This is a genomic window from Klebsiella sp. C283, assembly GCF_048822555.1.
GTDB lineage: Bacteria > Pseudomonadota > Gammaproteobacteria > Enterobacterales > Enterobacteriaceae > Klebsiella > Klebsiella quasipneumoniae.
Genome location: NZ_JBMEZS010000006.1, coordinates 1 through 14,630 on the forward strand (window position 1 = coordinate 1; position 14,630 = coordinate 14,630).

At 60.7% G+C, this 14,630-nt stretch carries 13 protein-coding genes and 1 pseudogene; 2 read left to right on the forward strand and 12 right to left on the reverse strand.

Annotated elements, in window-relative coordinates; genetic code table 11:
* The 4 genes and pseudogenes from ACOI7Z_RS12760 to ACOI7Z_RS12775 all read right to left on the reverse strand — a co-directional run.
* Positions 1 to 249 (reverse strand): annotated as a pseudogene (locus tag ACOI7Z_RS12760) (hypothetical protein); the annotation flags it as partial.
* A gap of 146 nt (positions 250 to 395) precedes the next feature.
* Positions 396 to 698, reverse strand: a complete 303-nt coding sequence (locus ACOI7Z_RS12765) for a PTS lactose/cellobiose transporter subunit IIA (protein ID WP_004205145.1) — start codon at positions 696 to 698, stop codon at positions 396 to 398.
* Between the two features lie 98 nt (positions 699 to 796).
* The gene (locus tag ACOI7Z_RS12770; RefSeq protein WP_023291424.1) at positions 797 to 2,119 is read right to left on the reverse strand and encodes a PTS sugar transporter subunit IIC; all 1,323 of its coding nucleotides are present in this window, start codon (positions 2,117 to 2,119) and stop codon (positions 797 to 799) included.
* A gap of 11 nt (positions 2,120 to 2,130) precedes the next feature.
* The gene (locus ACOI7Z_RS12775) at positions 2,131 to 2,445 is read right to left on the reverse strand and encodes a PTS sugar transporter subunit IIB (protein ID WP_023291423.1); all 315 of its coding nucleotides are present in this window, start codon (positions 2,443 to 2,445) and stop codon (positions 2,131 to 2,133) included.
* Between ACOI7Z_RS12775 and ACOI7Z_RS12780 the strand changes: the two genes are divergently transcribed.
* Positions 2,438 to 2,755, forward strand: a complete 318-nt coding sequence (locus tag ACOI7Z_RS12780) for a hypothetical protein (RefSeq protein ID WP_124070018.1) — start codon at positions 2,438 to 2,440, stop codon at positions 2,753 to 2,755. The two genes, ACOI7Z_RS12775 and ACOI7Z_RS12780, sit on opposite strands and share 8 nt — an antisense overlap.
* Positions 2,739 to 3,680, forward strand: coding sequence for a LacI family DNA-binding transcriptional regulator (locus ACOI7Z_RS12785; RefSeq protein ID WP_032429020.1), 942 nt, complete (start codon positions 2,739 to 2,741; stop codon positions 3,678 to 3,680). Before ACOI7Z_RS12780 ends, ACOI7Z_RS12785 begins: the two co-directional genes overlap by 17 nt.
* Positions 3,681 to 3,744: 64 nt before the next feature.
* Here ACOI7Z_RS12785 and ACOI7Z_RS12790 read toward each other — a convergent pair whose 3' ends face one another.
* The 8 genes from ACOI7Z_RS12790 to eefA form a co-directional block, all read right to left on the reverse strand.
* A complete protein-coding gene (locus tag ACOI7Z_RS12790) occupies positions 3,745 to 4,035 on the reverse strand; it encodes a YicS family protein (RefSeq protein ID WP_023291415.1) in 291 nt (96 codons plus the stop codon).
* A 106-nt stretch (positions 4,036 to 4,141) separates the two neighbouring features.
* On the reverse strand, positions 4,142 to 5,044 hold the full coding sequence (locus tag ACOI7Z_RS12795; RefSeq protein ID WP_283205528.1) for a DMT family transporter: 903 nt from the start codon (positions 5,042 to 5,044) through the stop codon (positions 4,142 to 4,144).
* Between the two features lie 152 nt (positions 5,045 to 5,196).
* Positions 5,197 to 6,627 carry a PTS N-acetylmuramic acid transporter subunit IIBC gene (gene murP, locus ACOI7Z_RS12800; protein ID WP_086076497.1) on the reverse strand — a complete coding sequence of 477 codons (1,431 nt, stop codon included), beginning with the start codon at positions 6,625 to 6,627 and terminating at the stop codon, positions 5,197 to 5,199.
* Between the two features lie 24 nt (positions 6,628 to 6,651).
* Positions 6,652 to 7,554, reverse strand: coding sequence for an N-acetylmuramic acid 6-phosphate etherase (gene murQ, locus ACOI7Z_RS12805; protein WP_087776713.1), 903 nt, complete (start codon positions 7,552 to 7,554; stop codon positions 6,652 to 6,654).
* Positions 7,555 to 7,716: 162 nt separating this feature from the next.
* Positions 7,717 to 8,880: a multidrug effflux MFS transporter gene (locus ACOI7Z_RS12810; protein ID WP_087848709.1), complete on the reverse strand. Its 1,164-nt coding sequence runs from the start codon at positions 8,878 to 8,880 to the stop codon at positions 7,717 to 7,719.
* 45 nt (positions 8,881 to 8,925) lie between these two features.
* Positions 8,926 to 10,290, reverse strand: coding sequence for a multidrug efflux RND transporter outer membrane subunit EefC (gene eefC / locus ACOI7Z_RS12815; RefSeq protein WP_032454402.1), 1,365 nt, complete (start codon positions 10,288 to 10,290; stop codon positions 8,926 to 8,928).
* A gap of 3 nt (positions 10,291 to 10,293) precedes the next feature.
* Complete coding sequence (gene eefB / locus ACOI7Z_RS12820) at positions 10,294 to 13,401, reverse strand: multidrug efflux RND transporter permease subunit EefB (RefSeq protein ID WP_060589905.1); 3,108 nt, start codon at positions 13,399 to 13,401, stop codon at positions 10,294 to 10,296.
* Positions 13,401 to 14,525 carry a multidrug efflux RND transporter periplasmic adaptor subunit EefA gene (eefA, locus tag ACOI7Z_RS12825; protein WP_032454398.1) on the reverse strand — a complete coding sequence of 375 codons (1,125 nt, stop codon included), beginning with the start codon at positions 14,523 to 14,525 and terminating at the stop codon, positions 13,401 to 13,403. The genes eefB and eefA overlap by 1 nt, the downstream gene beginning before the upstream one ends.
* Between the last annotated feature and the right edge of the window lie 105 nt (positions 14,526 to 14,630).

Sequence of the window (14,630 nt, forward strand, 5' to 3'; positions counted from 1 at the left end):
ACTGAACTTGAGGCCGAACGGAATCGCCACATCCGGCGAGGCGGCGGTGGTCTGCGGGTTGGTAATGACGTCGACCTTTTTGTCGGCCGCGGCGTCAATTTTCGCCTGGCGGTCGGCCAGCGCTTTATCAACGGCTTTGGCGACGATGGCGTCGATCTGTTCCTGAGTAAATTCTTGCGCCATTACGGAAATTGGGCACAGCGCGGCGACAACCGCCATGGCTAAAGGCAGTTTTTTCACAGTATTCATGGTTATCTCGCTTTAATAATTAATATATTTCAGATAATAACCATCCCATTCTGGCTAAAATAAATAACCAAAATAAGCTGATTTGTTTTTTTTAGGGTACAGCGACGCCGGAGAGAAATATTCTCGCTGACGTTATTCCATATTAATTAACGCTGGTACAGATGGATTAATTCTTCTGAGAACTCGCGGGCCAGCAGCGAATTCATCAGATGATCCTGGGCATGTACCATAATAAGCGTCATAGGCTGACGCGCTTCACCGGCATCCTGCTCGATGAGCTGGGTCTGCATCTGATGCGCCCGGCGGGCGTAACCGTCGGCCTCATTTAAGAGTAAACGCGCTTCGTCGATATTTCCGGTTCGGGCCGCATGCAGCGCTTCAAAACATAATGAGCGTGACTGTCCCGCATTGACGATAATTTCCATTACCGCATCTTCTAATTCAATCATGTGTATTCCTGAGGTCTTTATTATTTAATAATGCAGTGAAAGTCCTTTTTCTGCATTATGACGCTGTCATCATATTATCTCTCCGGGGCGGAGAGGAATTAGCTAACGGTTTCTGCCACCGGAACGCTATTTTTGGTTTTCTCAACTTCGGTTTTCATTAAGGAACGTTCATAGGCGCGCAGGAACGGCAGGTAAATCACCGCCGACATCACCATGCAGATAAGGCACATCACTACCGGGCTCAGCGTCCAGTTGGCCGCCCACGAGGCGCCAATCGGTGCCGGCGTGGTCCACGGAGTGAGAGACACCACCTGGCTCAGCCAGCCAAGACGCGTCGCGCCGTAAGCCAGCACCGCGTTGACCATCGGTACGCAGACGAAGGGGATAAACATCATCGGGTTCATGATGATCGGCGCCCCGAACAGGATCGGCTCGTTGATATTAAAGAAGCTCGGCACGATGCCCATCTTGCCGATGGTGCGCAGATGAGTGGCCCGGCTACGCAGCAGCAGGAAGGCCAGCGGCAGGGTCGAACCGACGCCGCCAATCAGCAGATAGTGATCCCAGAAACCCTGCAGATAGACGTGCGGCAGCACCGTGCCGGCCGCCAGCGCCGCCTGGTTTGCCGACAGGTTGGCCATCCAGAACGGGTTCATAATGCCGGTGACAATCAGCGAGCCGTGGATCCCGGCGAACCAGAAAATCTGGCACATCAGAACGGAGAGCAAAATCGCCGGCAGCGAGTCGGAGGCGGAAACCAGCGGCTCCAGCAGATGCATGATCGCCTGCGGCAGGATCATCCCGGTCTGCGCTTCGATAAACAGGTTCAGCGGATGCAAAGTACCAATCACCACCAGCACCGGGATCAGGATTTCAAATGAACGGGCGACGCCGGTCGGCACCTCTTTCGGCAGACGGATGGTGATGTTGTTTTGCTTCAGCCACGCGTAGACGCGGGTGGAGTAGATGGCGGTGATCAGGGCGGTAAAAATGCCCTGGCCGGACAGATACTGAGTGGAAATTTTACCATCGGCATAGGGCGCGGCGACCAGCAGGAAGGCCATAAACGCCAGCAGACCGGACATCACCGGATCGAGCTGAAACTGACGACCGAGGCTGGCGCCAATGCCGACCGAGATAAAGAAGGTCATTACGCCCATGCTGAGGTTAAACGGCAGCATCAGCTGTTCGCGGTAGTGCTGGGAGAAATCGAGCCAGCCGCGGGCAAAGCCGTTGGTGGTATCGGGTGAAAACGGCGGAAAGATAAATACCAGCATGAAAGAGCCGATGATCATAAACGGCAATGCGGCAGTGAAGCCATCGCGGATAGCGATAACATATTTCTGCTGCCCAAGGCGTCCTGCCAGCGGAGTAATAGATTGCTCGATCACGGCAATCATGGACTGATACAGAGAACTCATTTCAACACCTCTCAGTGCGCCGCTGGGATCAGCGACAGAGCATAATTCAGGACGTTGTCTCCCCGCTGCATACCGTAGTCCATCGTATCGATGGGCTGAACCGGAATGTTGAGGGAAGCCGCTTTGTCAGACAGGGTTTTCAACATGTATTTCACCTGGGGGCCAAGCAACACCACCTGATACTGCGGAAACTGGATGTCAAATTCGGAAACGCCATAGGCGTCAATCTGCACCGGCAGATCACGTTCATTCGCCGCCTCCACCATCTTTCTGACCAGCAGACTGGTGGACATTCCGGCAGAACAGCACAGCATAATCTTGTACATCGACGACCATCCTCAAAATGTAAAAAGTTATTGCGTGGATGATTTGATATCAGACGGAAACCGGTTTCCATTTATAAAAAGCAGAACTGTGATAGTGGTCAAGATCTCCTGCTTATGGGGCGGATTTATTGGATTTGGCTCACATTATTCTGTCGATTTGGCGATGTTTTGCGCTGAAATGGAAAATCGGTTTCCAAACAAATGGCGAAATGGATATACTGCGCTGGTCATAATTGAAGCGATTCAGGTTTACGGGATTTTAGCGGGGCGCGGCGCCCGCGCAGGGGAAAATGATGTCGACAATCAATGATGTTTCACGACTTGCCGGGGTTTCCAAAGCCACGGTGTCGCGAGTGTTGAGCGGCTCACGTGGCGTGAAGGAGGCCAGTCGTCAGGCGGTGCTGCAGGCGGCGGAAACGCTCAATTACCGGCCAAACATGATAGCCCAGTCGTTGCTTAGCCAGTCCACCGGCTGCATCGGCGTCATCTGCGCCCAGGACAATATCAATCAAACCACCAGCTATCTCTACGCCCTGGAAAAACAGCTCAGCCAGCACCAGAAGCACCTGCTGCTGCGCTTCGCCAACACCAGCAGCGGCGTGATGAACTCGCTGGAGGAGTTGACCTGCGGGCTGTGCGATAACGTGCTGATCATCGGCGCGCGTTTTCCTCTGAATATTAACCGCCCGGACGTGGTGCTGGTGGACTGCCTCGACAGCGAGGGCGAAAACAGCATTCAGTTCGATCACGCCTTCGCCGCCGAAACCGCCTGTCACTATCTGATAAGCCAGGGCAGAAGGCAGATTGCGCTGATCCATCCCCAGAGCAGCGGCTTCGCCGATCAGGTGCTGCTGGGCTACAAGCACGCGCTGGAAAAAAACTTTTTGCCGTTTAATCGCAATCTGGTGTTTTTGGATAACACCTCGCCGTCGGTGGCGGTGCAGGAGCTGGTCAATAACGCCACGACGCTGAACTTTAATGCGCTGCTGGTGAGCGATGAACAGCAGGCGCAGCGCGTGGTGCCGCAGCTGCAGGCGTTTAACCGCGCCGTTCCGCAAAATGTGATGGTGTTTAGCCTCGCCGGATCGTTACAGCTGCCCGGTATCCCGACTATCCCGGCGATTGAATATTCCATGGACGCGATGGCGTCGCGGATCGTCAACTGGTTGACCGAGAAAACGGACAACCCGGGCGGCAGCCCGCTGCGCGGCGATTTAATTATTCCGAAGCACTAAACGCAGCACTCACCGAGATCCCCCGCCGTCTGTCCACGACAGGACGGCGGTCATGCCGAGATGGCTATTTGGCCGGACAGACGATTTTGTCGATCGCGGCCTGGTAGCTTTTCTGGTTATTGCGCTCTTTCGCCAGCGTTGCTTCGCGGACCGCGTTCTTGTTGCCGTCGGTCGCCAGCACGTTATTGGCAAAATCGTTGTCGCTGAGGTGGCTTGCTGGCGCGCATTTTTCCTTCACCGCTTTAAGCACCTGCTGCTTTTGCTGTTCGAACTGCAGGCTTTGCAGCGGTGATTCAGCCCACGCCGACGTGGCGCTCAGGGCGGTGACCAGGCATACCATCCAACATGCTTTCATCAGGCTTCTCCTTCCGTAATCGCTTCCGTCAACTATATGCGCAGGCGGGCAAACACGCAAATAGCGGTTAATTTAACTTGTTGAAAAGGCGTTTGTTATCATCGCCTCAGGCGGCTCTCACCCGCCGCCGCGAGTCGATGGCGATCAGCACCACCGAGGCCAGGATCAGCAGCGTGCCCAGCCAGTCCGGCAGCGTGAAGGTGATCCCCAGCAGCAGAAGCGACAGCAGGGCGCTGCTCAGCGGTTCGGCACAGCTGAGGATCCCGGCTTTGGCGCCGCCAATCTTCTGCGCGCCGTTAAGATAAAGGCTGAAGGTCAGCGAAGTACCGATCACCACCAGATAGAAAAAGGCTAACAGCAGGCTGCCGTTAACCACAAAATCGGTGCCCTGGCCGCCATAAAACGGCAGCAGCATCGCGCCGCCGAACAGCATGCTCCATCCCACGATCGGCAGCGTCCCGTAGCGGGCAATCAGCGACGAGGGATAGGTGGTATAAAACGCGGCGGCAAACGCCGAGGCGATCCCCCAGAACAGCGCCGCCGGCGAAATCGACAGCGTCGTCGGGTTGCCGTGGGTCACCAGCAGAAAGGTGCCAGCCAGCGAGGTGCAGATAGCCCCCAGCACCAGCGGAGTGGGACGCGCTTTACGGGCGAGGGCGAACCAGGCGACGATGATCGTCGGGGACAGGAACTGCAGCACCGTGGCCGTGGCGGCATTCGATTTTTCAATGGTCATCAGAAAGGTGAACTGCACGGTTAACGCGCCAAACAGCGAGAAAAACAGCAGGCTGAAGGCGTCGCGGCGGTTTTGCAGCACGCGGAAAATGCGGTCGCCGTGAACAAAGCCGAGCATCAACAGGATCAGCCCGGCGAACAGCAGACGCGTCATGGTCAGAAACGGCGACGACATCTGGCTTTCCTGCATAATAAACTGCGCGCACACCCCGGAACTGCCCCACAGCACGGCGGCAATCAGTACGTTCAGCATCCCTTTTTTGCTGGAGCCCATCTTTTCCTCTGGCGAAATATGACAAAGGGGAATCATAGCATGCGCCCGCCCGGGGCGGCGGGGCAGGAAATGGTAGTCGGGCGCGGCGGTACAACTATTTTGCAGGCCCGGTAAGGCGAAGCCGCCGCCGGGCATTAACCGACAATCGCGTTCTAACTTAAATCGACATTTTTACTGCCGAACAGCCAGGTGAGCGCAAAGCCGCACAGGTAGGAGACCGCCAGTCCGCCGGCGTAGACCGCCATCCCGGCGTAAATCCCGCTGCCGGAGGTCATCAGCGGCAGCGCCACCAGGCCGGACGGACCAAACACCGTGTTCAGGCCGACCGGCAGCCCCAGCCAGGCGATCAGCCCGACGAAGAAGCCGCCGCAGGCGCCGCCGAGGCAGGCGGTGACAAACGGCTTCATCCGCGGCAGGGTGACGCCGTAGATTAGCGGCTCGCCAATCCCGAGGAAGCCCGGAATAATCGCCCCCTTAATCTGGGTTCGCAGCAGCGAATCGCGCTTCGCCCGCCAGAACAGCGCCAGCGCCGCCCCCACCTGCCCGGCCCCGGCCATCGCCAGGATTGGGAACAGCGAGTTAAAGCCCTGGGCATCCACCAGCGCAAAATAGACCGGGACAAACCCCTGATGGACGCCGAACATCACCGCCAGCAGGAACAGACCGGCCAGCACCGCCGAGCCAAACGGATTGCCGTTAAGATGCAGGAACAGCCACGACATGCCGGTAAACAACCAGCCGCCAATCGGCATGATCACCGTAAAGGTCACCGCGCCCATGATCAGCAGCGTCACCGCCGAGGTGAGGATCATATCGAGGTTGGCCGGCATGACCCGCCGCACCTGGCGTTCAACCCACGCCCCAAGGATGGCGGCGATCAATACGCCGATGATATTGCCGCGCGGATCGATACCGTGGCCGAAGAAGGTGGAGATCCCGGCGTAGACGCCGCTGGTCGCCTCCGGGTTGTAGCCCAGCACGAACAGCGAGGCGATAATCGCGCCGTTCACGCCGGAGCCGCCGAACGCCTTCTGGGCGTTATAGCCAATCAGGATACTCAGGAAGGTGAACATCCCTTTGCTGAATACCTTCATATAGCCAATCAGCGCCACCAGGCTGGCGTTCGGATGGGCGTTCTCCAGGACGAAAACCTGTTCCGCCAGGGTGGCGAAGCCCAGCAGCAGCCCGACGGCGATAAAGCCGGGGATCAGCGGCGTAAAAATGGTGGCGAATTTGGCGAGAAACTTCTGCACCGCGCTGGTCTGCTTGCCCTTCAGCGCCTGTTTTTTCTCCGCCGCGACGTCGGCCAGCGTCGGCGCGGCGGGCGCCTCCTCCAGCAGGCCGTTCATCATCTCGGCGGCGGTTTGCGCCTTGCCGGGGCCGAGCACCACCTGGAACTGCTCGTCGCTGACGATCACCCCCATCACGCCGTCAATCTGGCGGATGGCGGCGGTGTCGGCCAGGCCTTCATCGCGCAGGGTCAAGCGCAGGCGCGTCATGCAGTTGCCTGCCTGCGCGACGTTTGCGGCGCCGCCCACGTGGCTGAGGATCCGCGCTATCATCTCTTTCGTTATTTTTGCCATTGCCCGTTACCTGTCTGTCGGCGCTCAGGTGTTGCTGAGCGCCTTGCGGATGTAGCCGTTGTTTTTCGCCAGCAGCGACTGCGCCTCTTCGGCGCTTAAGTCTGCGAGCACCATCACGATCGCCGTTTTACAGTGACGGCCGCAGGCCTCCAGCGCATTCTGGGCGGTGGGGCGATCGCAGTCGGTCGCCTCCATCACGATGGAAACCTGGCGCTCAATCAGCTTGGCGTTGGTCGCTTCGACGTCGACCATCAGGTTGCTGTAGACCTTGCCGACGCGGATCATCGCCCCGGTGGAGATCATGTTCAGCACCAGCTTCTGCGCGGTGCCGGCTTTCAGGCGGGTCGAGCCGGTCACTACCTCCGGGCCGACCACCGGGGTGATGGCGACGTCCGCCAGCTGAGCCATTTCGCCATGCGGGTTACAGCTGACGATGGCGACAAAGGCATTCTGACGATGGGCATACTCCATGGCGCCAATGACGTACGGCGTGCGTCCGCTGGCCGCCAGCCCCACCAGTACATCGCGGTTGCTGAAGTTCAGGTTCTGCAGATCCATCGCCCCCTGCGCTTTGTTGTCTTCCACGTTTTCCACGGCGCTGAGAATCGCTTTATGTCCGCCGGCGATGATCCCCACCACCTGCTCCGGGCGGGTGCCAAAAGTCGGCGGGCATTCGCTGGCATCGAGGATCCCCAGACGCCCTGAGGTGCCAGCGCCGATATAAATCAAGCGGCCACCGGCCTGCAGCGCCGTCGCGACCTTATCCACCACCTCGGCAATCTGCGGCAGATAGGGCGTAATCGCCTGGGCCACCTGCTGGTCTTCCCGGTTTATCACCGTCAGCATCTCGAGGGTGGAAAGGGTGTCAATGTTGGCGCTGTTGGCGTTGCGTCGCTCGGTCAGCAGTTTGCTCAGGTCAATACTCATAGAAACCTCGTTATTCTCAGTCGTGCGCAGTATAAGGAATTATTTATTCCTTGCCTGTGAAGAGTATCACGATTAGTTCGAGGAGAATAATATGAGAATTGTAGAGATGGCGGGAAATAGTGCGGTAATCAAGGTGGAATATTTTATTACCGCACCTGGCGTTTAGCGCGCGCCGCGCGGCTGGCTGAGCCCCATCAGCAGCGCCAGCAGGTAGCAGATCGCCATCGCGAGGCTCATCTTCAGCATCGTTTCGCCGCCGAGGCCCGCCAACGGCGCGGCGATGCCGCCGAAAACAAACATCAGGGTGCCCATCAGCGCGGACGCGGTCCCGGACTGGGCGGCGTCGACGGCGCTCATCGCTTCCGCGCCGGCGACGGTACTGATGCCGCTCATCAGCGACACGGTAAAAAACAGGCCGACCAGCGCCAGAACCGGCAGCTGCAGCCAGGCAAACAGCAGCATGATCGCCGCGCAGCCCACTGCCAGCGTCAGGCCGCCGCGCAGCAGGCCTTCGGCGCTGAAGCGGCGCGCCAGACGGGAAAAGATCATCGCCGCGATAATCAGCCCGATACCGTTCAGACCAAACAGCAGGCTGAACTGCATGGCGCTCATGCCGTATTCGCTCTGCATTACGAAGGAAGAGGAGCCGATGTAGGAGAACAGCCCGGCCATCATAAACGCCTGAATCAGGCAGAAGCGCAGAAAACGACGATTCTTCAGCACCGGCTGGCCGGGCCGCTGGCGGGCGGCATGGGTCGCCGCGGCCGGGCGCGTTTCCCGCAGGATAGTCAGGCTCATGACCAGCAGCGCGCCGCCAATGGCGGCCATCGTCCAGAAGAGAATTCGCCAGTCGAAGGCGGTGATCACGTAGCCGCCCAGCACCGGGGACAGGACCGGCGCAATGCCGTTCACCGTCATCAGCAGGGCGAAAAACTGGGTCAGCAGGGTGCCCTGATTTTTATCGCGGGCGATGGAGCGCGACAGCACCGAGCCGCCGGCGCCGGCGAAGCCCTGTAAAAAGCGCCAGACAATCAGCATGTTGATATCCCGGGTCAGGGCGCACATCGCCGAAGAGAAGATAAACAACAGCAGGGACAGCGCCAGCGGTTTCAGGCGGCCAATCCGGTCGCTCAGCGGGCCGAAAAACAGCTGACCCAGGCCGAGGCCAATCAGCGCGGCGGTCAGCGACAGCTGGGTCTGAGTGCTGGTGGCCTGCAGCTGCTGAGTGATCTCCGGCAGCGCCGGCAGATAAAAATCCGTGCACAGCGGCCCAATGCCCGATAGCAGGCCGAGGATCAGCGCCCAGGAGAGGGAAACACGTGGCATAACGATTCCTTACAGAAGCCGGGCGCGGTCGCCCGGCGGGTGAAATTAACTGGCGCCGCCGCCCAGCGACTGCCAGAGGGTGATCCGGTTATTGAGGTCGGTCTGCTGCAGGGACAGCAGCGTCGTCTTCGCCGACCACAGCGTGCGCTGGGCGGTGAGCACCGACAGATAATCGCCGACCCCAGCCTGATAGCTCTTCATGGCGATATCCAGCGAGGTCTGCTCGGCGGCGACATACTGTTGCTGGGCATCGAGCTCTTCATTTAGCGTTTCCCGGCGCGCCAGCGCATCGGCAACGTCCTTAAAGGCGCTCTGAATCGATTTCTCGTAGGTGGCGATCAGCCCCTTCTTCTCCGCTTCCGCATAGCGCAACTGCGCCAGGTTGCTGCCGCCGGTGAACAGCGGCAGGCTGATGGAGGGGGCGAACGACCACACCTGCATCCCGTGGCTGAACAGCGACGACAGCGAGTCGCTGCCGACGCCGGCGCTGGCGGTCAGGGAAATCGACGGGAAGAAGTTCGCCCGCGCCGCGCCGATATCGGCATTGGCGCTCTTCAGATTATGCTCCGCTTCCTGAATATCCGGCCGGCGCAGCAGCACCGACGATGACACCCCCGCCGGCACCAGGGCGATGCAGTTATCCCCGAGACTGTCGAGGGTGCCGGGCAGCAGGCTCTCCGGCACGGTTTCCCCCGCCAGCAGGTTAATAGCGTTTTTATCCTGCGCCACCAGCGTGCGGTAGCTGGCGACGCTGGCGCGTGCCTGCTGATAGACGCTTTCCGCCGAGCTTAAATCGCCGGCGGAGGCGGTGCCCACCGCCATCTGACGGGCGACGATGTTGCGCGAGTTTGCTGCGCTGTCCATGGTCTGCTGCGCCAGCGCCAGATTGCTGTTATCCGTCGCCAGGGTCACCCAGGCGGTGGTCAAATCAGCAATCATCGTCAGCCGGGTATTCTGCGCGGTGAATTCGCTGGCAAGCCAGGTTTCGCGCGCCGCGCGCGACAGGCTCTGGTTCTTGCCAAACAGATCCAGCTCGAAGCTGGAGACCGCCCCGTCGGCCTGCGAAGCGGAGCTCAGGCCGCTGGCCACCGTTTTGCTGCGGGTATGGCTCAGCTCGGCATCGACGGTGGGAAACAGCGACGCCCGCGTCTCGCCGTACTGGGCGCGCGCGGCCTCGATATCGGCCAGCGCCTTTTGCACATCGCGGTTGCTGTTCAGCGCGATACTGACCACTTTTTTCAGCCGCGCGTCATTGACCACTTTCTGCCAGTCGCCGACCACCGCCGTCGATTCGCCGTGCGCCCCGGGCAGGGTAGCCGGCACCGGTGCGGCCGGGCGATCATAATGCGGGTCAAGCGAGACGCAGCCCGCGGTCAGGAGCGCTATAAACATAAAACTCAAACGAAACATACCTTACTCCTGAGAAGGACGTTGGCGGGTGAAGAAGCGTTTCACCAGCACGAAGAACAGCGGTACGAAGAACACCGCCAGCAGGGTGGCCGTCAGGGTGCCGCCGATGATGCCGGTGCCGATCGCCACGCGGCTGTTGGCCCCGGCGCCGGTGGCGATGGCCAGCGGCAGCACCCCGGCGATAAACGCCAGCGAGGTCATGACAATTGGGCGCAGACGGGTCTGCGCGGCGCGGATCGCCGCCCGGGAGAGCGAATAACCCTCATCCACTGCGGATTCAGCGAACTCCACGATCAGGATGGCGTTCTTCGACGACAGGCCGATGGTGGTCAGCAGCGCCACCTGGAAGTAGACGTCGTTGCTTAAGCCGCGCAGCGTCGCCGCCAGCGCCGCGCCGAGCAGGCCGAGCGGGATGACCATGATCACCGAGAACGGCACCGACCAGCTCTCATACAGCGCCGCCAGGCACAGGAACACCACCAGAATCGAGATGGCGTACAGGCTCATCGCCTGGCCGCTGGCCAGCTTTTCCTGCAGCGAAATGCCGCTCCACGCCCAGGTGGAGCCCGCCGGCAGGCTGTCGGCCAGCTTTTCCATCTTGTCCATCGCCGCGCCGGAGCTGAAGCCGGCGGCGTTTTCGCCCTGGATCTCAAAGGCGGCGGAGCCGTTGTAGCGCACCAGGCTTTCCGGGCCGTATTGCCAGTGGGTGGTGGCGAAGGCGGAGAAGGGCGTCATGCTGTTATCGCTGCCGCGAACGAACCATTTGCCGAGGTCGGAGGGCACGGCGCGCGCGTCGCTCTCGCCCTGGATGTACACCTTCTTCACCCGGCCGCGGTCGATAAAGTCATTCACGTAGGTACCGCCCCAGGCGCTGGAGAGCGTATCGGTCACGTCGCTCAGCGACAGCCCCAGCGAGACCGCTTTGTTGTTATCGATATCCACCTGCAGCTGCGGCATCTGCGGCAGGTCGTTGGCGCGCACCGACTGCAGCTCGCCGCTCTGGTTGGCCGCCGCCAGCAGCTGACTGCGCAGCTTCATCAGGCTGTCGCGGTCGGTACCGCCGCTGGCCATCAGCTCGAAGGTGAAGCCGTTGCTCTGTCCGAGACCGTCCACCGACGGCGGGGTCATGGCGAACAGGGTGGCGTCGCGGATCGTCCCCAGCTCTTTATTGGCGCGCAGGGCGATGGCCTGGGCGGTATTGTCGTCGCCTTTGCGCTGCGACCAGTTGTTCAGCGACACGAAGGCCATCCCGGCGTTCTGACCGCTGCCGCTAAAGCTGAAGCCGTCGACGGTGAAAATGACGTTGGTATTGGCTTTCTCTTTGGTCAGGAACCAGTCGGTGACCTGGCGACGCACCTCGGCGGTACGCACCGCGGTGGCCCCGGCGGGCAGGGTGTACTGGACCATGATCTCCCCCTGGTCCTCCACCGGCAGAAAGCTGCCCGGCAGTTTCCACATCGCCAGCGCCATCGCCCCGCAAATCAGGACGTAAGCGCCCATCATCACCGCGCCACGGCGCAGGCCGCCGAGCACGCGGCGCTGGTAGCCCGCTTCAGTGCGCCCCCACAGGCGGTTAAACGCGCCGAAGAACCCTTTGGTATGAGGCCTGGAGTGGCTGAGCAGCGCGCCGCACAGCGCCGGGGTGAGGGTCAGGGCCACCACCACCGACAGCATCATCGCCGAGATAATGGTCACCGAGAACTGGCGATAAATGACCCCGGTCGAGCCGCCGAAGAAGGCCATCGGCAGAAAGACCGCCGACAGCACCAGGGCGATCGCCACCAGCGCGCCGGAGATTTCGCCCATCGATTTTTCGGTGGCTTCCCGGGCGGGCAGCCCTTCGTCGCGCATAATGCGCTCAACGTTCTCCACCACCACGATGGCGTCGTCCACCAGCAGGCCGATCGCCAGCACCATGGCGAACAGCGTCAGGGTGTTAATCGAGTAGCCGAACAGCGCCAGCACGCCGAAGGTGCCGAGCAGCACCACCGGGACCGCCACCGCCGGGATCAGCGTGGCGCGGAAGTTCTGCAGGAACAGATACATCACGCAGACCACGAGGATAATCGCTTCGAAAAGGGTCTGAATCACGTCTTCGACCGAGATTTTGATGAACTCGGTGCTGTCCTTTGGATAGGCGATATCGTAGCCCTGCGGCATCTGACGCTGGAATTCGGCGATTTTGCTTTTCACCAGGGTCGCGGTGTCCAGCGCGTTGGCGCCGGGGGCCATCATCACCGCGATCCCGGCGGCCGGGTGGCCGTTGAGATTGGCGGTAGCGGTGTAATCCTCGCTGCCCATCTCCACCCGTGCGACATCGCTCAGGCGCACCACCGAGCCGTCGGCCTGGCTTTTCACGATGATCGCTTTGAACTGGTCAGGGGTTTGCAGCCGCGACTGCGCGCGCACGGTGGCGGTCAGCTGCTGGGCGCTGGACGATGGCAGGGCGCCGATTTTACCGGCGGAGACCTGCACGTTTTGCGCCTCAATCGCCGACTGGACGTCGGAAGGCATCAGCGAGTAGGAGGCGAGTTTAGTCGGGTCCATCCAGACGCGCATCGCGTATTCGGCGCCGAACACCTGCAGGCTGCCGACGCCCTCTACGCGCGCCAGCGGGTCCTGCAGGTTGCTGACCAGCCAGTCGGAGATATCGGAGCTGGTGGCGCGGTCGGTTTTGTCATACACCGCGAGGATCAGCAGGAAGCTGCTCTGCGATTTTTCCACCGTCACGCCGGACTGCTGGACTTCGCTCGGCAGCCGCGATTCCGCCTGCTGGACTTTGTTCTGCACCTGCACCTGGGCGGTGTCCGGGTCGGTCCCCTGCTCAAAGGTGACGGTGATGCTGACCGAGCCGTCGGAGCTGCTGGTGGAGCTGAAGTAGAGCAGATGGTCGAGGCCGGTAAGCTGCTGCTCGATCACCTGGGTGACGCTGTTCTCCAGGGTTTCGGCGGAGGCGCCGGTGTAGGTGGCGGAGATTTTCACCGCCGGCGGGGCGACGTCCGGGTACTGGCCTACCGGCAGAGTGCGGATCGCCAGCACGCCGGCGAGCATAATCAGAATGGCGATCACCCAGGCAAAGACCGGGCGACGCACGAAGAAACGGGAGAACATCAGGCGTTGCCTCCGTTATTGTTGACGGCAACGGCCTTCACCGTCTGGCCTGGGGCCACTTTACCCGTGCCTTCGACGATCAGCTTGTCGCCCGCTTTCAGGCCGCTCAGCACCAGCCATTTATCGCCGTAGGTGTCGCCGGTTTCCACGGCGCGCTGCGCAACTTTGTTGTCGGCATCGACCACCAGCGCCGTGGCGTCGCCTTTGGCATCGCGGGTAATCCCCTGCTGCGGGGCGAGGATCGCGTCGTTCATGATGCCTTCATCGATGCGCGCGCGGACAAACATCCCCGGCAGCAGGACGTGCTGCGGGTTGGGGAAGATGGCGCGCAGGGTTACCGAGCCGGTGGATTCATCGACGGCGACTTCGGTGAGCGCCAGACGCCCTTTTTCGCTGTAGGTGCTGCCATCTTCAAGGATTAACGTCACGCTGAGGGTATCGCTGTTGCTGGCCAGGCTTTGTTTGCGTAAACGCAGGAGATCGACGCTGGATCGCGTCAGATCGACATACATGGTGTCGAGCCCGCGGATCGTCGCCAGCGCGGTATCCTGATCGGCGGAGACCAGCGCCCCCGGCGTGACCGACGAGATGCCGATGCGCCCGGCAATCGGCGCGGTGACGGTGGTCCAGTTCAGGTTGATGCGCGCGCTCTCCAGCGCCGCTTTCTTCGATGCCACGCTGGCCTTGTCCTGGGCGCAGGTGGAGGCGGCGTCGTCGGCATCCTGGCGGGAGACGCCGTTATCCCGGACCAGCGACGCGTAGCGCTGAGCCTTCTGGCAATCGGAGACCACCAGCGCCTGGGCCTGTTTCAGCGCCGCCGCCGCTTCATTCCAGGTCGCGCGATAGCTGGAGGGATCGATCTGGTAAAGGGCCTGCCCGGCCTTCACCATATCGCCTTCGGTAAACAGGCGCTTCTGGATGATGCCGCCCACCTGCGGGCGTACTTCGGCGCTGAGCGAGGCGGTGGTGCGGCCGGTGAGCTGGCTGACTACCGGAACCGGCTGGCTTTGCAGAGTGACCACGCCCACTTCCGGCGTGGGTTGCTGCGGGGCAGATGTCTGCGCATTATCGCATCCGCTGAGGAGAAATAATGCTGTCGCGATGGGAGCTATGATGTATTTCATTATATTTTCTCAAGATATAAGACGTCCGCCCCGTTTATTTAAAAACGAGGGAATAGGTTGGGCGCTGAGGCATTTTCGGCTAAGCGAAAATGACAAAAAAGGAAC